Source organism: Nitrincola iocasae, from assembly GCF_008727795.1.
Lineage (GTDB): Bacteria > Pseudomonadota > Gammaproteobacteria > Pseudomonadales > Balneatricaceae > Nitrincola > Nitrincola iocasae.
Genome location: NZ_CP044222.1, coordinates 1,515,868 through 1,537,761 on the forward strand (window position 1 = coordinate 1,515,868; position 21,894 = coordinate 1,537,761).

Below are 21,894 nucleotides of genomic sequence, written 5' to 3' on the forward strand. Positions count from 1 at the left end.
GCAAGGATGAAAGTTTTACCTGTTGTTTTAGCCGGTGGCTCAGGCTCGCGCCTATGGCCCCTGTCACGCAAAAGCCGACCGAAGCAGTTCTTACCTCTGGTGTCAGGCCAGAGTATGTTGCAGGAAACCCTGTCGCGTCTGAATGGCCTGGCGATGCTGCAACCTATCGTGATCTGTAATGATGAGCACCGTTTTATGGTGGCTGAACAGTTACGTGAAATCGATCTGCAGGCTCATATTCTGCTGGAACCGGTAGGACGAAACACGGCACCGGCAATTGCTCTGGCCGCCCTGTATGCAACCCAGAGTCTTAAGGAGCCAGTAACCCTGCTTGTTTTGGCGGCCGATCATGCTATTCAGAATGTCGCCGCTTTTCAGGAAGCGATTATGCTGGCCGCAACCGAAGCTGAACAGCAGAAACTGGTTACCTTCGGTATCCTGCCAACCTATGCCGCCACCGGATATGGCTATATCAAAGCAGAGAGCATCAATTCAGCTTCTGCTGCCCGTGCTGTTGAAGGTTTTGTAGAAAAACCGGATCTACCGACGGCTCAGGCCTTTATGCAAACCGGAGAGTATTTCTGGAACAGCGGAATGTTCGCGTTTCAGGCCAGTGTGTTTTTACAGGAACTGGAAACCTATCGGCCTGATATACACCAGGCTTGTGTTAATGCCATTGCAACGGCTGGTTCCGATCTGGACTTTATCCGCATAGACGCACAGGCCTTTTCCGACTGTCCGTCTGAATCAATTGACTATGCCGTGATGGAGAAAACCCGGCATGCCAGTATGGTGCCCCTGGATGCTGGCTGGAGCGATGTAGGCAACTGGGCGGCACTGCGTGAGCTTAAGTCTAAAGATGCTCAGGGCAATGACTGTCATGGCGATGTCTGGTTACAAGACTGCGAAAATAACAGCGTTTATGCCAATCAGCGCATGGTGGCCGCTGTGGGGGTGAAGGATCTGATTATTGTCGAAACCGAAGATGCCATTCTGGTAGCGGATCAAGCCCACTGTGAAGCGATCAAAACCCTGGTGAATCGCCTCAGTGATGCTGGCCGCTCGGAAGCCAATAGCCACAAAGAAGTATTCAGACCCTGGGGCAAGTATGTGTCATTGGGTGAAGGCGAACGTTTTCAGGTTAAACGCATCACTGTTCGTCCAAGAGGACGCCTGTCATTGCAGAAGCATTACCATCGTGCCGAACACTGGATCGTGGTATCCGGAACAGCGCAGGTGGTTCGTGGTGAGGAAACCTATATGGTGACCGAAAATGAATCCACCTATATTCCTTGTGGAGAAGTACATCGCCTGGATAATCCCGGTTGTATTGATCTGGAGTTGATAGAAGTGCAGTCAGGTTCTTATCTGGGTGAAGACGATATTGTGCGTTTGGAAGATGTGTATGGACGTAGTGAAAAAAGCTGAACCAGCGACAGTGTCATCCACAGTACCGGACTGGAGTCGAGAAACGTCTAAACGCTACTGGAATCCGGGTGTACGATTGATACGTTCCATTCGTTTTTATCAAAAATATAGTAACAAACCATTTTTGAGGTGGCTGAAGTACTTTGGCGTAGTGCGATATCGATTTTGGTCGGCTGTTTCTGGTGCTGATATACCGCTGAATTGTGAAATTGGTGGAGGGCTGTTAATGCCGCATCCTAATGGGATAGTTATTCATCCTGATGCAGTAATTGGCGTCAATTGCCTTGTTTTTCAACAGGTAACAATCGGTACTAATGGGAAAGGAGTGCCTGTTGTTGGTGGGCACATAGATATTGGAGCGGGTGCTAAAGTTCTGGGCCCTATTTTTATTGAAGAACATGCAAGAATAGGTGCTAATGCTGTTGTGACTAAAGATGTATTGGCAGGCGCAGTTGTTAAAGGCTTTTAATTCTGTCTTCAATGCATGTGGAGAGTGAAATTGGCAAATATATATTATTTAATACCTGATGTTGCAAAAAGGGATTATTCATTATTGGAATTATTGCGGTCTATAAAAAGAAAAAAATTCAAAAGTCATTTTTCTAATAAGATTTTAGGTAGATCAAACCCACTGGGTGGCGTAAAGGTTATCTACCAACATTGTATGTTATTGAAAGAGTTTGGCTTTGAAGTAATACCTGTAAGACTTGGTGTGTATGAAGGGAACTTTTACGGATTTGATGTAAAAGTTAAAAGCTTAAATGAAGTTCAGCAATTAATGACTGAAGATGATGTGGTGGTAATACCTGAAGTTCTCCAGAACTATTATAAATGCTTTATTAATCAGCGAAGAGTTATTTTTGTTCAAGCCTGGTTTTGTCTATATGAAGATCATCCATTAGAAAGTCAAAAGTTTAAAGGACTATATACTGATTGTTGTTATGAGCATGTTATGTGCTGCAGTAAGTATTTGCAAAAACAGTTGAGTGTTGAGCCTACGGAAAAGGTTCATCTTGTAAGCAATTATATTGATCATGATTTTTTCAAAGAAAAATCAGAATTGAGAGTGGAAAATAGAGTTCTAATGATGCCACGTAAAAATCCTAAAAATTTAAAAAGTATCGTTGAAGGAATATCAAATTTACCTGTCGATATTGTTTATGCAGATAGATTGAGTCAAGATCAGTTGATAGTTGAATATCAAAAATCAGATGTTTTTATTGCGACAGGATATCCAGAAGGTTTTGGGCTTCCACCTTTAGAGGCAATGGCATGTGGTGCAGTTGTAATAGGGTTTACAGGAGGCGGTGCTTCTGAGTTTATGATTCATGAGAAGACTGCATTAGTAGCAAATGATGGAGATGTTAAAAAAGTAATTGAATACGTAGAAATGGTTGTTAAAGATAAAAAGTTAAAAGAACATTTGAGATCATCGGGTTTAGAAATTTCTAAGAAATATAATAAAGAAGCAACAAAAAAGCAGTTAAAAGAATTTATTGAATTGCTTGCATTGTAATGGTGAAACCACACATGCCATCATCTGATATAAGTAAAAAGCAGGTAAATCGAGCATCTATTTGGATCACTCTTGGTCATTTCAGCTCTCAAGGGATTCGTTTACTTAGTAATTTAGTATTGACTAGGATTCTTGCACCCGAAATGTTTGGGGTGATGGCGCTTGTATTTACGATCATTACTGCACTTAATATGATGACGGATCTTGGAATAAAACAAGCGGTTGTACAAAATAAGAAAGGGGATAATGATCTGTTTCTAAAGGCTGCATGGACGATGCAAGTTATTCATGGTGTTGTGGTATCAATATTTTTATTAGTATTTGGTATGATAATGCTAATATATATACAGCCAGCAATGGTTGTATATAAAAATGCTTATGCTCACCCTGATTTACCAATTGCTTTAATTATAATGGCTATTGTCCCTGTGATTACTGGTTTTAACTCAATAAAAATTGCGCAGTGTTCACGTAAAGTTCAGCTAGGAAAACTAGTTTTAATAGAGTTATTAGCTGCAATATCAGGTATTGCAGTTATGCTAGTATATGCGCAATATAGTACCGATATTTTAGTGTTAATATATGGATCTATAGTGTCAGCTTTAGTTAAGATGGCTTTATCACATTTATATTTATCTGGTGTTTCAATCGGGTTTGCTTTTAATAAAGAGCTTTTTAAAGAAATTTATACCTTTGGCAAATGGATTGTTGTTAGTTCAGTAATGGGGTTTCTTATTAATTCAGGTGATAAATTGATTTTAGGAATATGGATCACTTCGTCTGCGTTAGGATTCTATTCTATAGCGGTTATATTAGCTTCATTCATTAAACAGCTAGTGGAGAAATTTATATCTACACTGTTTTTTCCAATGCTGAGCTCTGCACTTAGAAAGTTAGATGATAAAAACGATATTAAACCTTTGTACTATTCGATTAGGTTTAAAGTTGACACTTTTTGTTGTTTCTCTGCAGGGTTTATATATGGTATTTCAGACTTATTGATATCCGTTTTATATGATGAGCGATATCAGGATGTGTCGGCTATATTAAAAATATTATCATTTGGATGTATTTGGATTGGTTTTCAACTTGCTGGACAGTTGTTGTTAGCCGATGGGAAGTCTAAAAAATTATCATCAATAGCCTTCTTTCAAGCATTAAGCCTTTATTTATTTATGCCCTTGGCTTATTATTTATTTGGCTTCTATGGAGCAGTTTGGGCTGTTGCATTAAACCCATTTATTAGATTTTTGGTATCGAGTTATTATATGAAAAAATTATTCTTTTTTGATGTATATAAGGAAGCTAGGGGGCTTGTTTTTTATCCTGTAGGTGCTCTTTTAGCATATTTTATCACTATAACTACTTCTAATTTTATATAAGGTGTCTTTATGAGAAGTATTACGGCTTGTGGATCATTTGGTTTTCATAACATTGGTGATGAAATTATTTCTTTTGCATTAAAAAATATGTTTGATGAAATTAATTGCGCTGTTGATTTAAATATATTGTCTCGATTTGACTCCCCGGATTTAGAGGGGGTTATAGGTTTATTAGATCATGATAAGCTGCAACATATTTCACATAATCCTATCATTATGATAGGTGGTGGGATGGTTGAGAATAAAAAATCATGTGTGATGTTAAGATTATATGATTATATTAATAAGGTTCATAAATCAAAAATCGGTTTTTTAGGTATATCGGTTGAGCCTGGTATCCAATACAATCTTAGAAACAAATTTTTACTCAAAAGGATGATGAATAAGTCTACAACTGGTTGTGTTTACACTCGTGACTACTTCTCGGAAGCTGTTCTTCGTAGGAATATAAAAAGGATTAATGTTGAAACAGTAGGTGATATTGCTCTATGGTCTTATCCATCTACTATGCTTCCTAATGATCTAATTTTACCTGACTCATATATTGCAATATCATTGTGTAATACATGGAAAGATAATGAATCATGGTATAAGTGGATCTCGATGGAAGTTAAAAAAATTCATTCTGAAACGGGATTAGATATTGTTTTTGTTCCTATGTCATCGAAATTTGATGATGATCGAGTGACACATAAAATAGTTGCAGACCTCATTAAAGATAATGAGTACATACACTGTATAGAGCATCATCTTCACCCTACAGAATTAGTTAAAATATATTCTATGGCTTCGCTGGTTATTGCTTCAAGGCTCCATAGCTGTGTTCTTGCATATAGCCAGAAAGTACCATTTGTAGGAATATCCTATCATCCCAAGCTAGTTGGCTTTTCTCACACTATCGGCTGCAGGGATTTTGTCCTACCAAGATCAATTCCAGATAGTCAGACAGATGGTTATTATGGTTATAGTTTTGAAAATTTGAATGTTAAAAGTGGTGATCTAGTAGATCTAGCGCTTAAGTCTATTTCTGACTTCGACTTCAAATCTCTAGAAGTCTATAAAAATAAATCGCTCACAGCTTTGAAAAAAATGATATCATCGTTTGAAATTTAGTAATGATTAATTGGGATATTTATGGCTAATAGTATTGCTTATCTTTCAATAGTGCTATGGCCTATTGTTGTTTTTACTCTTCTAAATAAGCAAGGTATACAAAAGGGAATTTTATTTTCAATTTTTTTAAGCTATATGTTTTTGCCAGCTAGTTTTGAAATTAATTTGCCTGGGATTCCTGCATTTAATAAAGGTACGATTACTGTAATTTCTATACTGCTATTTCTAGTATTAAAAGGTAAATCTTTTGGTGTTGCTGAGCTAAGTAAATTTTCAAAACTTATATTGTTTCTGTTTTTGATTTCTCCATTTTTGACTGCAATGACAAATACAGAGAGATATTTATACCTTCCTGCTATAACATTTTATGACGGTTTGTCACAATCTGTTGGTGGTGTGCTAGTTTTTATCCCATTTTTGTTAGGTTTTAAATATTTCAGAGACTCTAAGTCACAAGTGTTATTTTTGCGTGCATTTGTTTTATTTGCGTTGCTATATTCTGTATTTATTCTATATGAGATTCGAATGAGTCCACAATTACACACTATGCTTTATGGATACTTCCCTCATTCATTTGCACAGCAATATAGAGCTGGAGGATTTAGAGCCGTTGTGTTCATGGGGCATGGATTGTTAGTTGCTCTTTTTGTTTCTGTAGCATTTATTGTATCATTAATTTTATTTAAAATTAAAATTAAAATTATAAATAGCATTAGTTTGAATTTTTTTGTCTGTGCTTTTTTGTTTGTTGTACTTGTTCTATCTAAAAGTTATGCAGCTTTGCTTTTCGGTGTTTTTGGCTTTTTTATGGTGAGATTTTTTAATGTTAAGTATATATATATAGCAACATTCTCACTTCTATTTTTATATTTTTCTTACCCAATATTGAGTGCAACAAAACTTTTTCCACATGATGAAATGGTTGAGTTGGCTGTAACAGTTGATCCTGCACGAGCACAATCATTGGGTTTTAGGTTTTATCATGAAGGAAAACTACTTGAACATGCTAATAAAAAAGCCATGTTTGGTTGGGGAAGTTGGGGTAGAAATAGAGTTTACGATCCTGAAACCTTTGAGGATGTTAGTGTCACAGATGGGAGATGGATTATTATGCTAGGTACAAAAGGTTGGTTAGGTTTTTTGTCGGAACTATATTTCATATTTCTTTGTGTTTATATGTCTTATGTTGCGGGTAAAAAATTATCAATACGTAATTATAATTATGAATCTATAAAGTCACAACGTTTTATGTTGGCTTCACATGCACTTATAGTTTCTTTAGTACTAATTGATCAGATTCCTAATTCATCAATGAATTATTTTTACTGGTTTGTAGCTGGAACTCTATTTGGTCGTTCGTTTGATATTATTTCAAGTAATTTTAAAGAAAAAGTATCGATTGTTAGGCAGTAGTTTTATTTAGTTGGCGTAGCCAATGACTAGTGAAATTGGTATCTCTCATTGGCAAATTAAATGCATTTTAAATTAATGGTTTAATTTCTTTATCCAATAATAGGGTGTTTTATATAGCCCAGTATTTATAGTAAAACTACCGTCCTCACCAACTGGTATCATGGTTTCTGTAACTACCCCACTATGATCTAGAGCGTAGACCTCAATGTTACTATGACTGAAATTAATTTCTGCAATTACTGGTTCCAGCAGTACTGGCCCTGTAGGCTGGTGTCTACTGCGTGTACCAGCGCTTAGAATAAATCGATCTTTTATTATTGAAGCTCCAGCATTGCGTGCTCTACTTATTGCAGTAATTAAAATATTGTCACTATCAAGTGTTCCAGACTGTGATTCTGCTGTTAAATATACTGCTCCAAAGTTGCTTTTAAGTTCAATCTGACTTGTAGATAAAGTTTGTAATTTATTTTCTGCAAATCCTATAACAGCTTGCGTTGCAGCCGTATCTATTGTAATAAATCCTGATTGCTCTGAGTCACCAGGGATCCAGATAAGTTCATCGGTTGATGAACTATATCCATTACTAACCCTATGGTTTTCTGGATTGAATAGAGTTGTTTCTTCAAATACATCCGTAAATTTTATTTGACTACGCACTATCCCTAGGCCTTCAGAGGGAAAAGCATCTATTGTCGTTGATTTAATATCACCACTAGTTATTTCTCTAAGTTCGAAACCTACTTTACCTTCTTGAAATGAAGGTAGGTGAACATTCATTGTATGACTAATACCTGATTGGTGGATATCACCACGTAATACCTGCCGAGAGACTGCAGGAAATAATCCAATAAAATTGGGTGCTGTTACATCCCAACTATCCCGCAATGCAGGACTAAAGCTGCCCGTGTCTCGATTTTGAAAAGCATAGGAAGCATCCCAGCCCTGTAAGCCCATGCCGTATGCTCCAATAATTGAAACGCCTTCAACTGCCCATTCATTCGGGCTTGTATGTATCCATTCGGATAACATGAAAGGCTTATCTGCAACCTGATGTAGTCCTGAACTTAGAATGCCACTGCCTGGCTTTGAAAGCATAGATGAATTCGAATGATAGGGTCCACTTGCACCACCAAAATAATTATGACGGTCAATTGTTCCTATTCTAGAATCAGAGTACAGATTGTAAAAATGGCTCATTTGACGGCCAGCAACCCAGTTGGAACTAATTATTTCTCCAGTGTAGCCAGTTTCACGTACAGATAATTCAAGCCGATCATAGACATCATTTTGTTGTTTATGTAGGAATTCCATCGTATCGTATAACCGTTGCTTAAAGGGGCTTTGTGATGTGGAGATGTTTTCTGGATCAAAGAACCATGGATTACCAATTGGGTAGATACGATCAGCAGACCAGTTTTCATCGGTTGGAATTTTTTGATTTCTTAGAATACTAGAGTTAATTGCTTTATCTCCCCAAGCCTCAATCCAAGCTGATTCAGTCTGATATTTATTTTTTAACCATTGAGAAAAAAGATTACCGGCATTTGCTCTAAGAGTACTTGAGCGAGCCAATGCTCTTGCTGTACCGTGAAAGAAAATACTATCTTCATTGTATAGTTCTACATAAACAATGGCTGGATCTTCAGCATAGGTCAACCCTGTATAGGGATTTCTGTGTGTAAGTAAATTAGTAAACTGTTCAATAAGTAGCGATTGTAGTTCTGGGCTAAAATAAATGCTTCCATGTTTTGGGTCGTACCAACCATTACTGTTTTTCGCAAATTCATTCAAGTAGGGAATAGTAGCAATATCATCTGGTCCAGGATTAATAATGAACACAGGAGAAAGTTTTGTATAAATCCCATGGTTTTTTAATGCTGATATGAAATAGTCGAATTTATCAAGTTCTTCTGGATCAAATATGACTGCACTTCTGTCTGATGTAATACCCCGCCAGCCTGGTCCTTGGGCATATTTATGACAACGAACAGAATTTATACCCATAGCCGCATAAAAAGCTGCACGTTTGTCTGCTAGATCTTTATTAGGAGCACAGGCATTAAATGATAGATTAGTTCCCCAAAGTTTAATTTCGTTATTGTTTCGTAATAACCTATCACCATCTGCCACAATTCGACCATACTTCCCAGCCGGGCTATCTAACCAATTAGCCATTGATAAAGGACTATCTGACGAAATAACCACATTTTGTTCGAAAGGATACCAGCCAGCCTGTGAATCAGGTGCCGACTCTGGTCCTGGATAAAACTGGAATGGCTGAGACAGTGTCAATGTCATATCAAGTGATTCAGATTGACCTTCATAAATTTGATCCCGTGCTATAGCAATTCGGGCTTCATTTCGATCGGCACTAATATAGGTGGGTTGGTTAAAGCTTAGAGTAGCTACTGATTCGTTATTTAGAAAAAACTCAATACTTACAACATCATCACCAAGAAGACCGCGCGAGAAGGGGAGAGAGACTTCTCGAAATTGTCCGTCAGAGTTGTGAATAAGCGCCTTTCCACCATCAAGAGCTTCACCTGATTGGAGGGAAAACTGTGCTTGAATAAGCTCTGAGCTTTGCTTGGGTGTTAATGTTGCTTCAAATTGAAGCTGATTTGAGTCGATAGCCTTCCAAAAACCCTCAACGGTGAACTCAGCATCAGTACGTGCAAGCCTGTTTTCGTAAGTGAAGTTGATTTGATCATCAGCTTCGGAGGTACTGTTATTTCTATGAACACCACTCCAGTCTGGTCCCCAGTCGTAATAATCGAAATAGAGCAATCGGCTCTTTTCTGTGAGTACGGTGATCATGCCATTGCCAGGGTTTGCAGCAACTGCCAGCGGGGAAGAAGTGCCTGAATGAGCTAATGCGGATATTATCAGAAAGAAAAGTGTTGTAAGCCTTAGTTGTCGCATATGAATACCTATCCACTGTATTGTGTACTTGCGTAGAGTGTAGCAGTTATATCAGGTGTTGCTTGAATTAACAGCTTTTTTTAGTGCCATTTTCCAGCTATATTCAGGATCAAAAAAATGTCTTGAACTGTTTGAGTTGATGATATGGCCTGAAAATATTTCTCTGGTTTTTCATAGAGTAAGACAATTAATTCTGAAAGACAGCTGGCATCAATTTTATCAGCTACTATGACAGCATCTCCTAGAATATCTGTTGCAGGAATGTACTTGGATACAATGACTGGACGACCAGCTAATACTCCCTCAATCGCTACTTTATTCAATCCTTCAGCGAAGTCTTGGCGAGTCGGTATTAAAAATATATGACTGAGAGAAAAATAAGTTAGCATCTGATCTCGATTCAGGTGTCCTTTTAGCATAAAGTATTCGCTGCTTTGATTGGCACTAATTTGTTGTTCTAATATCTTTGTCAGGCTGCCAGTACCACATATATGCCACTTGAAAACACCGGGGTGTGATTTTTCCAATAATTTTGCAGTTTCATAAAGTTCCAATACACCTTTATTTTCTTCAAGCCTTCCAGCAAAGAGTAAGTGAAATTGTTTTGAACTTTGCGAGGGTGGTTGAATTTCAGAAAATGCTGCTTTTAAATAAGTTGGACGAGCCTGAAATACTGGTGAATTTAAATTGGGGCAAATCTCTCTGAGTTGCTTTTCGGATTCTGGTGAGATGCATAGTGTTGCTGAGACACAGTGTTGCCAAAACCAGCCGTTTAACTTGCGGATTATCTTGTTTTTAAAGTTTTTTGGCTTAAGCCTAGTAGTCCAGAAGGTACAGTGAAGAGTAGGGATAATATGTATACCAAATAACCTTAAATGCACTAGTGTGAACCAGTCATTGTAATTAGATACGATAGCTAGATTATACTGATGCTTTCGAGCTAATCTCAGTAAGCGGAAACTGGTGTATAATTGGCCAAAATGATACATTATTCCTTTGTTTAGCCATTCTGGTTTAGGTTGGTTATACAGGGTGAAGCCTTTATCTTGCAGAGTTTCTGTTCTTGAGTTGGATGATACAGCTACCGCGGAAATGCCTGATTCTTCACAAAATTCATAGAACTGTTTTGAGTATGTAAGTGCGACCTGCGATGGATCATTAATGCCCTGAGTCCAGCATCCGTAGGTCTGAATAATGTTACCAGGACCTGCCGCATATAAAATTTTTTCATAATCTAATCCATTAATTTTAGGAGTATACTATCATCTTTTTAATATATAAATTCATTCGTTTAGTTAAGTGTCTGATAATTTTATCTAGCCAATTGTTTTTGTGAGGTATATGCCTATAAACAAGCCTAAAGTCACAGTTCCGTAAGCTGCAATAATCGAATATTTTCCATATATTGGTGTATACCATAACGGTCTCATTTTAATACAGTATTTCTCAATAATAATGTAAATAATGCTAGCGATTATATAAGCAGATGAAAATGAAATTAAATTTCTAATCGAAATGTTCGTTATAAAAGTATGTTTTACCACAAAGTTTGCAATAAATTCACCTAGCCAATGATTTAAGTAGAGTGAATAAGATATTCCCCCTAGGAATAATCCTATTTGGTGAGGATTTCCTGGTATCTTAAGGAGCATAACAATTGAAGCGGAAAAGAGAGCGGATGCAGTGTCCATATACATATTGAGTATAAATAGTGAAACGCCTGCAATAAATAATAATCCACATGTTATTTTGAAAAAAATATTTTTTTCAACTCCATCATGCTTTTTAAGTATTAAGGCCAAAAGTACACCAATAAATATTGGTGCGTAAATGTCGTAGATCAGTGCTGCTGTAGCTAGAAGAAACCAAACTAAAATTCTTCTACCTAGTAGTGGTATTAAAACTAGTAATATAGGTGCAAAAAGATAGAATTGTTCTTCTGCATTTACACTCCAAAAGTGGTTTCCTGTTCCATCTAGGGGCATAAGGTTTTTGTATTCGGCTAACTGATCTGGTCCAAATATATTATATACAAATGTAGCTTTGTACATAACGATTTCTAGCCATTTTAATGTAATGTTATCTTTTAAAAGTGCCACAAGGAGTAGTATAGAAAATGATATGAAATATGGAATCCATATCCTTATAACTCTGTTGAAATAGAATTGAGGTAATTGTTCTTTTTTGGTATTTAATAATATGTTTCCAATAAGCCAGCCACTAAGTGCAAAAAATACATCTACAGCAATAGCCCCTGCTGGGCGCCAAGTTATAAAGTTGGCATGCCCAAACATAACAACACTTGCTGCTATAAAGCGCACATAGTCATAATATGGGTAGTATACTTTGAGCTTTACAGGCTCAGATGCTGTAGATGTATTCATCTCCCAACTCCATAATATACAAACCCAAAGCTTTCCATCAGCTCCTTATCCATAATATTACGTCCATCGATAATGACCGGGTTATTCATCATCTCCAGCATCTGGTAGTAGTCGGGTGACCAGTATTCATTCCACTCGGTGAGGATAATCAGCGCATCGACGTCTTTCAGTGTTTCTATCGCGCTGCTGTAATAGGCGATCTTACCATCGGAGGGAAATCGTTTGGCGAAGTTCATCATCGCTTGTGGATCATGTGCGTGGACTTTACAGCCTTGAGCCAGTAGGGTTTCTACCACTTGCAGGCTGGGTGCATTTTGAATGCTGGCGGTGTTGGGTTTGAATGATAGGCCCCAAACGGCGACTTTTAGGTTGTTTACATCTGCTTTGTAGTGCCGCCAGAGTTTGCGGAAGGGAAGAACCTTCTGTTTCTCATTTTCTTCCAGCAGGGTATTTAGAATAATGGAGTTGCGGTTAGTTTTTAGTAACTGGGCCATGGTTTGGATAGATTTACTGAAGTGAGCCCCACCGAAGCCACAACCCGGTGACAGGTAATGCTTGCCGATACGTGGATCGTTGCCCATGCCTGCCGTGATGGTGTCGATATCGATATTCAGCAGGTCGGCGAGGTTGGCCAGTTCGTTAATATAGCCCAGCCGCAGTGCCAGCATGCCGTTGACGGCGAATTTCATAAACTCAGCTTCGCGACGCTTGACGATCATCATTTGTTCCAGCGAGCGGCTGAAGGGTTTGTACAGTGCTTTGATGATTTTGTTGGCTTCGTTGCTTTGACAGCCGATCACCAGTGTTTTGGCTTTGATGAAGTTATCGTAGGCGCTACCTTCAGAGAGCTGATCGGGAATGTAGGCAATGGCCTGTTGTTTGCCAGTATCCAACAGGGACGCTAGTTCGTCGGTGGCTCCGAGGCCGAAGGTGGAGTAATTGATCACAACCAGTTGCTGTGACTGAGTCTGTTGGTTTACCCGTTGAATAATAGTTTTGGCAAGGGGGAGCTGATCTGGATGCAGTGCCAGTATTTGTATTGGGCATTCCAGTGCAGCATCGGGGTCACCAAATGTCAGGTTATCCTGGTCGTATTGGGCCTTTACATGCGATAACAGACCCGGCTCGTTAAATAGAATACTGTTGGGGTCGGATTGTTCTCCCAGGCTTTGTTTGCTCTCTGGTGTCTGGTTGATATGTACCTGATTACCAAACTCGGCAAAGGCGGTGGCGGCAGTCCAGCCAATTAACTCACTTCCCCATACTGCAATATTCATTCTGCCCTCCAGGCGGTTTTCATTTGGCTCAGCGCTTGGTGTTGATGTGGTTGATCAGGCCACGTGTGGAACTGTCGAGTGATACACCGTCGCTTGATCCGTTCAATGCTGGCAGTAAGCCGGTGGCAATGGTTTTTCCCAGTTCAACGCCCCATTGGTCAAAGGGATTGATGTTCCAGATCACTGACTGGACAAAGACCTTGTGCTCATACATCGCGATCAGCATGCCGAAGGTTTCTGGTGTCAGTTTGTCCAGCAGCAGGGTGGAGCAGGGCTGATTGCCCCGATAGCGTTTATGTGGTGGGGAGTTTTCGGCCCCTTCAATAACCGTATCACCCAGTGCCAGAATCTGTGACTGCGCCAGACAGTTGGACAGGTTGAGCTGGTGTTGATGTTTCAGTTCGGTGTTGTTGGGACCTTCATAGCGCGTGGAGCAGGTAATGAAGTCACACATTACCGGAATAGTACCCTGATGCAGTAGCTGGTAGAAGGCATGCTGAGCGTTGGTGCCGATTTCCCCCCAGAGTACCGGGCAGGTGTTGTAGCCAACCATCTCGTTAGTGCGGGTGGTGTTTTTGCCGTTACTTTCCATCTCCAGCTGCTCAAGGTAGCTGGGCAGATGGCTCAAACGGCCATCATAAGGCAGGATGGCGTGTGCAGTAATGCCGAGGAAATTGATGTTCCAGATACCCGTTAGGGCCAGCAATACGGGTAAATTAGATTCAAACTCGGTGTTGCGGAAATGCGTGTCCATTGCGTGAGCACCTGCCAGCATGTCACGAAATCCCTGCATGCCAATACGCAGGGCGATGGGCAGACCGATAGTGGACCACATGGAATAACGTCCGCCAGTCCATTCCCAGAAATACAGATGGTTGGATTCCGGGATGCCCCAGTCGACCATGCGCTTGGGAGTGGCTGAGACGCCGATAAAATGACGTTTAAGGATTAGTGCTTCGTTCATCTGATCATGTTGATCTGCGCGTTTCAGCCACTCTTTGGCCGTTTCGGCATTGGCCAGGGTGTCGATGGTGGTGAAAGATTTCGACGAGATCACAAACAGGGTACGGGTTGGATTGAGTCTGTCCAACAGGCTGGAGATATGACTGCCATCCATGGAAGATACGAAGTGAATATCCACCTTGCGACTGCTGTCTGTGGTGAACTCGCTCAGGGCCTTGCAGGCCATGAAGGGGCCAAGATCCGAGCCGCCAACACCGATGTTAACAATGGTGTCGATAGGGTGGCCGGTACAGCCGAGCCATTGACCGGCATGGATGCAGTTAACCAGGGTTTCCATACGGCTGAGGTTTTCGTGGATCGGGGCGATGACGTCTTCACCATCTACATTCAGGCGTTGATCTGCCGGTGCGCGCAAGGCGGTGTGCAGGGCTGGGCGATCTTCGGAGGTGTTAATTTTTTCGCCGTTGTAGAGGTCTTCGATCCACTGTTTAAGGTGTTTTTCCCGGGCCAGTTCACACAACAGGTTCAGGGTTTCGGAAGAGATACGTTGCTTGGATAGATCCAGCATCAGGCCAGGGACGCTGAAACTGAAATCTTCAAAGCGCTCGGCATTCTGCTGAAACAATGAAGCGATATGGGCCTTGCCCATGACGGTGGCATGTTCGTAAAGATCGGTGCCCGCTTCTGTCGCAAATACATTCATGCTTGTAACTACTCCCTGGATTTGTCTGGCCCGTAACTTTTTTGCAATGCAGCAATTTGATTATTCTACTGTGATCGTATGCTTAGGACCAGTAATTTATAAACGCATGTTTTATTTGGAGAAACCTTTCGGATTTCGGGTTTGCCAACGCCAGGTGTCTTCCAACATGGCGTTGAGGGGGCGAGTGGCCTTCCAGCCTAATTCTTGTTGTGCTTTGTCAGCGTTGGCCCAAAAAGCGGGCAGGTCGCCAGCGCGGCGTGCTGCAATGCGGTAAGGCAGTGGTTTTTGTGCCACTTTTTCAAAGGCCTTGACCATCGCCAGTACAGATACTGGCTGACCGGTGCCCAGGTTATATATATGTACCCCAGGTGTACCTAGCTTCTGCATGGATTGCAGATGCCCCAGGGCCAGATCAACTACATGTAGATAGTCACGCTCACAACTGCCGTCTGTGGTGGGGTAGTCGCCACCATAGATAGCCAGTTGCTCCAGGCGACCTATGGCCACTTGAGCAATATAGGGTAGTAAGTTGTTGGGGATTCCCTGCGGGTCTTCGCCTAGCAAGCCGGATTCATGCGCGCCGATGGGGTTGAAATAGCGCAGCAGTACGATGGACCATTCTGGATCAGCGATTTGCAGATCGGTGAGCAGTTGCTCCACCATCGCCTTGGAGGTGCCATACGGATTGGCCGTTTTGCCTCTGGGTTGGGTTTCAACATAAGGAATACTGGCTTCTTCACCGTAGACCGTAGCGGATGAGCTGAAGATCAGCTTGCGCACACCGGCTTTGGCCATCGCCTGACACAACACCAGTGAACCGTAGACGTTGTTTTCATAATAGCGCAGCGGCTGTTGTACACTTTCACCTACTGCCTTAAGCCCGGCAAAGTGCAGTACGGCACTGATATTGTATTGCTTGAAAACCTGATCCAGCAGAACAGCATCGCGCACATCCCCCTGAATGAAATGGGGTGCCTTGCCACTGATCTGTTCAATACGCTCCAGTGCCACGGCACTGGAGTTGCAGAGGTTGTCAAGCACAACTACGTCATGGCCTGCCTTAAGCAGTTCCACTGTTGTATGTGAGCCGATATACCCGGCGCCGCCGGTTACCAGTACAGCGTCAGTCATTCCGAATCCTTTGAACCCGCTTTCCATATTAGTGATCACCTAAGCCCATGATTATTTTCGTATTAGCCTTCTAGGTCTATTGTACTATAGGACAGGGGTTGGAGACCGCTCCGCGGGCGAAATGGTTGGGTGGTGATAAATGTAGGAGCCCGGTCACCGGGCGAAGGGGCTTTGGTGGTTATTCGCTCACGGAGTGAGCTTATATGGACCCGCCCGTGTTGCAAGCTATTTTTGACTCGAGCAGATGTGTTGCACGCTTATATCCGACCTATTTGTGTGAGCATATCTGCTCGGCCATTAAAAGATGTGCACTCACTTTCGCTAATCTCCTACTCGGCTTCTATGAGCCAGCCCAATCCCAAGGATAAGTGAGTCGATTTTATCTGTCTTGTCTTAATAGTCTGCGCAACGCTTTGGGTATTTAACCTTTAATCTATCTTTTATTTCAATCTGTTACATTGTTGCTAAGCGATATAACCACGCTCTTTCATCATCATGCTCCACACGATCCGAGCCAGCTTGTTCGCCAACGCCACTATAATTTTATTGGCATGCTTGCCACTGGCTTGCATGCGTTTTGCCCACTCGCTCAAACGCCCCGTTGCGTCTTCTTTGAGCAGGACCCGATAGGCCGAACGCGCCCCATGCACCAGTTGCTTTCGGACATGGCCATTGCCCTGTTTGCTGATGCCTAATAATCGCTCTCGGTTACCACTGGAGGCCTGCTTCGGCACTAGCCCTAGCGAGGCGGCAAAGTGTCTGGCACTGGCAAAGCGCTTTGCATCACCTAAGTAACTCAACAATAACGACGCATTAATCGGCCCAACACCCGGTATTTCCAGTAGCTTCTGACACTCAACGTTCTCTTTGACGTAGTCTTGAAGCATACAGTCATAACGCGCGATGTGGGCCTCTTTCTCTAACCACTGCTCCCGTAAATCGGCTATCAACTGTCGACCCTTAAAGGTCAGTGGCTGATCGGCATCTTCAAGCAGTTCTGGAATCAAGACACGCAGGCTGCCATGCCCGGTGGGGATAACGACACCCATGTCAGCTAACAAGCCCCGTAACTCGTTACCTATGGCGGTCTTCTCGCGAACCAGACGTTCTCTGACACGATGAATCGCTTGCAGATCGAGCTGCTCTTCACTCTTAATCGATACCGAAGGCGTTGACGGCAACGAGGCCGCTAACGCAATCGCTTCAGCATCGCGTATATCATTCTTGTTAACCCGAACAAAGGGCTTTACATACTGAGGTGCTATTAGCTTGACCTCATGCCCCAGGGCTTTGAACTGACGTGCCCAGGCATGTGCACCAATACAGGCCTCCATCGCAATCAAACAGCACGGTAAGTTGGCTATAAACGCTTTCAGGTCTGCTCGATACAGTCGTTTTCTGAACACCGCCTTGCCTTGTCGATTGAGACCATGCAGTTGAAAGACATTTTTGGCCAAATCGATACTTAGGATGCTAATATTCTTCATAGGACTCGCCTCTCTTTACTCAGATGCCGGTTTGCTTTTGTTTGCACATTAAGCATGGCACATTGTTAAGGGGGGCGGGTCCATCTTATTTCCTACAGGGAGGATGTTATATAGTGTTTATTTTGAACACAGAGTGGGGCGGTATTTGATGGGAATTAATTGCATGCTGGAATATAAAATCCTAATCATGGCCGTTGTTTTTGGCTTGATGACTCCCTGTGCGTTTGCGGATAGAAAGCAGATAACCGTTGATATAGAGGTCGTGACCGAACCTGATCCGAGTGTTCAGCTCTCCTGGGATCAGCAGCCGGGGTCGGCAACGGAGATGCAGGTTACTGTATATCGTCGGGAACTGGGGGTGAAAAGCGGACTTTGGTACCAAAATATTTGGGATGGCACCCAAGTTAAAGATTTTTCTGAAATGACCCTGTTTGAACCCATTGCTGTGTTACCGCCTTCGGTAACTCACTTTACCGACAGCAGTGTGGAAACGGGTAAACACTATGAGTATCGCGTTTACCGCCCGGCCCTTGCCAGTAAAAATTACACTCAGGCCGCTACCTATGCGGCTGTGAGTATTGATGCTCCCTTGGAGGATCAGCCCGGCAATATTTTGTTGGTGATTGATGAGACGCTTGTCGATGAAATGGAGATGGAGCTTCGCCTATTGGAGTTGGACCTTGCCGGTGATGGATGGGGAGTTACCCGTCTGTTAACACCGCCGCAGGGCCTGGGTGATCATCGTGTTTTGCATGCCGCTATTCAGGAGGCCTGTGCTGCTGATCCTGACATTAAGGGGTTGTATCTGTTTGGTAAAATCCCTGTTGCTCGCTCCGGCTTTTCTGCACCGGATGGACACAATGACACTGCCCATGAAACCGATCTGTACTATGCTGATTTACAAGGAAACTGGCTGGATATTCTGTCCTATTCGGCGGAGGGGGGTGAGGCTAGCTCCAATATAAAGGGCGATGGTAAATTCGATCACACCACTCTTCCTCATGCGGTAGATCTTATGGTGGGTCGGGTGGATATGTCTCGATTAACCGCAGTTCAAAAAAGTGAAGTTGAGTTGCTTCGTGATTACACTCATAAAACCCATGCGTGGCGCAATGGTGATCGACAGGTTCCTTATCGGGCCTTGCTGAATAGTGGTCATCTTTTTCAGGAACATAGCTGGGCTAGAACTCTGTTTGGTGCTGATAACGTCAACGCGGCAAGCTTCCAGCCGGAGCTCAATAGCGAGGCTTATCTATGGGCAATGGATTTTGGTCACTATAGCGGTTCCAGCATGGAGCATTATGGTGACGTGAATAACCGTGCCCTGTTTTTCCTGAATTTTGGCAGTGGTAAGCAGAAGTGGCATAACGTAAACAACCCGATACGTATGTTGTTGGCGCAACCTGACTGGGGATTGGCGGCCGGATGGGGAGCAAGGCCTGCATGGCATATGCATCAAATGGCTGCGGGTTGGACGGTGGGTCGTTCACACCAGCGGACTGTTAATAATGCTCACAATGGTGGTGAATTTGTACCTGGTGGTAACTACACTCATCTGGAAAGTCAGGTGCATATCAATCTGATGGGCGATCCTACCTTGCGGATGCATGTGGCACAGCCTCCCTTAAACCCTGCTGCATCCCGTCATACTGATTCGGTAACATTAACCTGGCAGGCACCTTCCGGCAGTGCTCCGGAAGGCTATCATGTCTATCGTTCCAATAGGCTGGCCTCTGGATACCAGCGTCTCACTGAATCAATGCTTGCGGCAGAAGTACTGCAATATCAGGATCAGACCGCGCCTGACGTTGGAGATGTGTATTACCAGATTCGAGCGGTCCACCGTAATGAAACCCGCAGTGGTGTTTATGAACTCGCTTCCCGAGCCGCTTATGTCTGGTTGGAAGAGGGCATAAATAACTATTCTTCGCCGGTTGCGTTGCCGGTTGCCGAGCATCTTGCTAATTCCGAGGTTCCTTTACCCCTGGATATACCGGGTGCAGAGGCCTCGGGTATGAGTGTGGTGATACTTCAGCATCCAGAGAACGGGGTGATCCATTGGCAGGCTGGCCACCCAGTGTATGTATCCAACCCCGGTTTTGCTGGCACGGAAACGATTGTGTATCGGCTTTTTGATGGCGTTGGGTTGAGTGAGGCTGAGGTTGTCAGGATTTCTGTTACTCGCTTGTAGGAGCCCGGCCTCCGGGCGAAGGTTCGCTCTTGTAGGAGCCCGCTCCGCGGGCGAAGGGTTTTCGTTTGTAGGAGCCCGCTCTCCGGGCGAAGGTTTGCTCTTGTAGGAGCCCGCTCCGCGGGCGAAAGAATCGCTCACAGAGTGAGCTCCTACAGATTGGGGATAGGTCTTGGTGGTTTTGTAGGAGCCCGGTCTCCGGGCGGAAGAATCGCTCACAGAGTGAGCTCCTACAGATTGGGGATAGGTCTTGGTGGTTTTGTAGGAGCCCGGTCTCCGGGCGAAGGTTTTCGTTTGTACGGGGTTAGTTTTTGCGGTTGTAGTATATGCATCCCATGATTACCAGGGTGATGCCGCCTAGTTCGATTATCCAGTTCAGCCGCCAGCCAGCCAGTTGTGTGCCGATTAGTATATCAACATGATGAAAGCCTACTGCCCTGACCAATACAAAGGTGAGTAGGGTGATGGTGCCGATTAGCACTGGCCAGAGTCGGTTCAGTGAGTGGCGTAGTCTGTAGGAAAAAAGCCCCAGTAGAGCGATACTCAGCAACATCAGTCCCAGAATAAAGGCGATTTGAATCGGCCTGCGGTTGGCATACCAGCCGGAGAGTTGGGCTTCGCAGCGTGCGACTGTTGTGAACAGTGTTTGAATATCCAGTTGCTTGTTGATCATTAACATCAGCAGGGCGGGACAGAGTAGATACCAGAAGAGTATTTCAGCACGGGGTAAGCGCTGTGTCCGGGCATGCCGCAGTGCTGTCAGTGCAGCCAGTGCCGCAACCCCGTAGCCAGCAACTGTTACCCAGCCCATGAAATGTGGATCGCCAATAGTGGGCTGCCAGCGCTCTTGTGTGCAGGTGAATAGGGACTGGAGGTGGTTGTTCAACGCGGTTTTCCTATGGGTGCCTTAGTGGCAGTTTAACTGGATCTTTTCTGGATGTGATTGAGTAAGGTGTTTACGCAATGGGGGGTAGGATACTGACCTTTTATCGCCCGTGTAAAGTGGACGATAAAAGGTGTTTGACTCAGACTTAGCTGATTGCTTTACGTGCAGCTTTGCGACGGATGCCTAGAACGCCGGCAATACCAGCTATGAACATCCAGGCGGCCGCAGGTAGCGGTACTTCGTTTAATGTGATGGCATTCAGGGCCCAGTGCTGGCCTGATCCGGTAACATCACTGGATTGCTCAAAATCGTTACCAGTGGCGATACTGAAGCTGGTCAGGCCGAACCAGTCGGCTTGAAAGACACGGGCAGCCGTGTCGACAAACAATTGAGCCGTATAGGTCAGAACAGCGTCTGTGTAACCACTGATCGTCAGGGTCTGAGAGCCCCACGCGCCAGCAATCACAAAACTGTTCAGGTCAAAGGTATCTGCACCGTTCCAGCCGAAGGTAACCAGAGGCGCTTCATTTCCATTATAGGCTATATAGGGGCCGCCAGTAGCCGCGGACACACTCGCATAGCCACTGTTGGTCAGGCCATTGGCTTGAACGTTATCCATATAATAGCTTGGGGTTAGGGTCAGTTGAGGGCTTCCATCCGCATCGAAATAAATCGTAGCGGCTTGTGTGAGTTGGCTGGCACAGAGTAGCAATGCTGCCAAAAGTAACGTTCTCATGTTTGGTTCCTTTTTCATGATGTGTTTGATTTGATCAATCCTTGGCGTTTGCTGCACATATTCCGTGGATTGAGGCTGTTATGACTGCTAAGCAAAATTAATTATTACAGAAGCATCTTGTTTAAACAAATGTTTTTTGGCGTCGTTATATTTATAAGTGTTTGTTTTAAAAGGTTATCATGAGGTTTTCATTAGACTTTTTGTGTAAGTGAAATATTTGGTAAGAAAATTACTATTTATTTCATATTGGTGTTTGAAAAGTATTGTACTACGGACCGATGTTTGAGGTTATGTTATTGTATATAGTTGGCTTAGGTCAGTAAGCCGATATGCAGTATTTCGGATATTTGTTTGAAATATTCAAA

The 21,894-nt window shown here is 43.0% G+C and carries 16 protein-coding genes; 7 read left to right on the top strand and 9 right to left on the bottom strand.

Annotation, left to right across the window (positions count from 1 at the left end):
- Nucleotides 1-6: 6 nt before the first annotated feature.
- Genes F5I99_RS06935 through F5I99_RS06960 form a run of 6 tightly spaced genes read left to right on the top strand, consistent with a single transcriptional unit; the run spans nt 7 to nt 6,852 of the window.
- Nucleotides 7-1,428, top strand: a complete 1,422-nt coding sequence (locus F5I99_RS06935; protein WP_151054410.1) for a mannose-1-phosphate guanylyltransferase/mannose-6-phosphate isomerase — start codon at nt 7-9, stop codon at nt 1,426-1,428.
- Complete coding sequence (locus tag F5I99_RS06940) at nt 1,406-1,897, top strand: serine acetyltransferase (RefSeq protein WP_151054412.1); 492 nt, start codon at nt 1,406-1,408, stop codon at nt 1,895-1,897. The genes F5I99_RS06935 and F5I99_RS06940 overlap by 23 nt, the downstream gene beginning before the upstream one ends.
- Nucleotides 1,898-1,927: 30 nt before the next feature.
- The gene (locus F5I99_RS06945; protein WP_191905967.1) at nt 1,928-2,944 is read left to right on the top strand and encodes a glycosyltransferase family 4 protein; all 1,017 of its coding nucleotides are present in this window, start codon (nt 1,928-1,930) and stop codon (nt 2,942-2,944) included.
- Between the two features lie 14 nt (nt 2,945-2,958).
- Nucleotides 2,959-4,326 (top strand): oligosaccharide flippase family protein, encoded by a 1,368-nt coding sequence (locus tag F5I99_RS06950; RefSeq protein WP_191905968.1) that lies wholly within the window; start codon nt 2,959-2,961, stop codon nt 4,324-4,326.
- A 9-nt stretch (nt 4,327-4,335) separates the two neighbouring features.
- On the top strand, nt 4,336-5,439 hold the full coding sequence (locus tag F5I99_RS06955) for a polysaccharide pyruvyl transferase family protein (RefSeq protein WP_151054418.1): 1,104 nt from the start codon (nt 4,336-4,338) through the stop codon (nt 5,437-5,439).
- Nucleotides 5,440-5,460: 21 nt separating this feature from the next.
- Nucleotides 5,461-6,852, top strand: coding sequence for a hypothetical protein (locus tag F5I99_RS06960; protein ID WP_151054420.1), 1,392 nt, complete (start codon nt 5,461-5,463; stop codon nt 6,850-6,852).
- 72 nt (nt 6,853-6,924) lie between these two features.
- Here F5I99_RS06960 and F5I99_RS06965 read toward each other — a convergent pair whose 3' ends face one another.
- From F5I99_RS06965 to F5I99_RS06995, 7 genes are all read right to left on the bottom strand, one after another.
- Nucleotides 6,925-9,774, bottom strand: coding sequence for a glycoside hydrolase family 5 protein (locus F5I99_RS06965; RefSeq protein ID WP_151054422.1), 2,850 nt, complete (start codon nt 9,772-9,774; stop codon nt 6,925-6,927).
- 80 nt (nt 9,775-9,854) lie between these two features.
- Nucleotides 9,855-10,655 carry a glycosyltransferase family 4 protein gene (locus F5I99_RS06970; RefSeq protein ID WP_191905969.1) on the bottom strand — a complete coding sequence of 267 codons (801 nt, stop codon included), beginning with the start codon at nt 10,653-10,655 and terminating at the stop codon, nt 9,855-9,857.
- Nucleotides 10,656-11,090: 435 nt separating this feature from the next.
- Entirely contained in the window at nt 11,091-12,158 is a 1,068-nt protein-coding gene (locus F5I99_RS06975) for an acyltransferase family protein (protein ID WP_151054427.1), read from the bottom strand.
- Nucleotides 12,155-13,435, bottom strand: coding sequence for a nucleotide sugar dehydrogenase (locus tag F5I99_RS06980; RefSeq protein ID WP_151054429.1), 1,281 nt, complete (start codon nt 13,433-13,435; stop codon nt 12,155-12,157). Before F5I99_RS06980 ends, F5I99_RS06975 begins: the two co-directional genes overlap by 4 nt.
- Before the next feature lie 28 nt (nt 13,436-13,463).
- Nucleotides 13,464-15,101: a glucose-6-phosphate isomerase gene (pgi, locus tag F5I99_RS06985; RefSeq protein WP_151054431.1), complete on the bottom strand. Its 1,638-nt coding sequence runs from the start codon at nt 15,099-15,101 to the stop codon at nt 13,464-13,466.
- 111 nt (nt 15,102-15,212) lie between these two features.
- Nucleotides 15,213-16,232, bottom strand: coding sequence for a UDP-glucose 4-epimerase GalE (gene galE, locus F5I99_RS06990; RefSeq protein ID WP_151054433.1), 1,020 nt, complete (start codon nt 16,230-16,232; stop codon nt 15,213-15,215).
- A 464-nt stretch (nt 16,233-16,696) separates the two neighbouring features.
- Nucleotides 16,697-17,719 (bottom strand): IS110 family RNA-guided transposase, encoded by a 1,023-nt coding sequence (locus F5I99_RS06995; protein ID WP_151054435.1) that lies wholly within the window; start codon nt 17,717-17,719, stop codon nt 16,697-16,699.
- A 163-nt stretch (nt 17,720-17,882) separates the two neighbouring features.
- Here F5I99_RS06995 and F5I99_RS07000 point away from each other — a divergent pair, with 163 nt between their 5' ends.
- The gene (locus F5I99_RS07000) at nt 17,883-19,910 is read left to right on the top strand and encodes a hypothetical protein (RefSeq protein ID WP_151054437.1); all 2,028 of its coding nucleotides are present in this window, start codon (nt 17,883-17,885) and stop codon (nt 19,908-19,910) included.
- A gap of 301 nt (nt 19,911-20,211) precedes the next feature.
- On the opposite strand, the gene F5I99_RS07005 is transcribed toward F5I99_RS07000, so the two are convergent.
- Together F5I99_RS07005 and F5I99_RS07010 are read right to left on the bottom strand one after the other, a co-directional pair.
- The gene (locus tag F5I99_RS07005) at nt 20,212-20,793 is read right to left on the bottom strand and encodes an isopropylmalate isomerase (RefSeq protein ID WP_151054439.1); all 582 of its coding nucleotides are present in this window, start codon (nt 20,791-20,793) and stop codon (nt 20,212-20,214) included.
- A 145-nt stretch (nt 20,794-20,938) separates the two neighbouring features.
- Nucleotides 20,939-21,529 (bottom strand): VPLPA-CTERM sorting domain-containing protein, encoded by a 591-nt coding sequence (locus tag F5I99_RS07010; RefSeq protein ID WP_151054441.1) that lies wholly within the window; start codon nt 21,527-21,529, stop codon nt 20,939-20,941.
- Nucleotides 21,530-21,894: the final 365 nt, after the last annotated feature.

Bases quoted from the DNA above. Each gene is read 5' to 3' on its own strand.
- F5I99_RS06935 (WP_151054410.1), top strand. From the start codon at position 7: ATGAAAGTTTTACCTGTTGTTTTAGCCGGTGGCTCAGGCTCGCGCCTA.
- pgi (WP_151054431.1), bottom strand. From the start codon at position 15,101: ATGAATGTATTTGCGACAGAAGCGGGCACCGATCTTTACGAACATGCC.
- F5I99_RS06950 (WP_191905968.1), top strand. From the start codon at position 2,959: ATGCCATCATCTGATATAAGTAAAAAGCAGGTAAATCGAGCATCTATT.
- F5I99_RS06965 (WP_151054422.1), bottom strand. From the start codon at position 9,774: ATGCGACAACTAAGGCTTACAACACTTTTCTTTCTGATAATATCCGCA.
- galE (WP_151054433.1), bottom strand. From the start codon at position 16,232: ATGACTGACGCTGTACTGGTAACCGGCGGCGCCGGGTATATCGGCTCA.
- F5I99_RS06975 (WP_151054427.1), bottom strand. From the start codon at position 12,158: ATGAATACATCTACAGCATCTGAGCCTGTAAAGCTCAAAGTATACTAC.
- F5I99_RS06980 (WP_151054429.1), bottom strand. From the start codon at position 13,435: ATGAATATTGCAGTATGGGGAAGTGAGTTAATTGGCTGGACTGCCGCC.
- F5I99_RS07000 (WP_151054437.1), top strand. From the start codon at position 17,883: ATGCTGGAATATAAAATCCTAATCATGGCCGTTGTTTTTGGCTTGATG.
- F5I99_RS06955 (WP_151054418.1), top strand. From the start codon at position 4,336: ATGAGAAGTATTACGGCTTGTGGATCATTTGGTTTTCATAACATTGGT.
- F5I99_RS07010 (WP_151054441.1), bottom strand. From the start codon at position 21,529: ATGAGAACGTTACTTTTGGCAGCATTGCTACTCTGTGCCAGCCAACTC.
- F5I99_RS06960 (WP_151054420.1), top strand. From the start codon at position 5,461: ATGGCTAATAGTATTGCTTATCTTTCAATAGTGCTATGGCCTATTGTT.
- F5I99_RS06995 (WP_151054435.1), bottom strand. From the start codon at position 17,719: ATGAAGAATATTAGCATCCTAAGTATCGATTTGGCCAAAAATGTCTTT.
- F5I99_RS06940 (WP_151054412.1), top strand. From the start codon at position 1,406: ATGGACGTAGTGAAAAAAGCTGAACCAGCGACAGTGTCATCCACAGTA.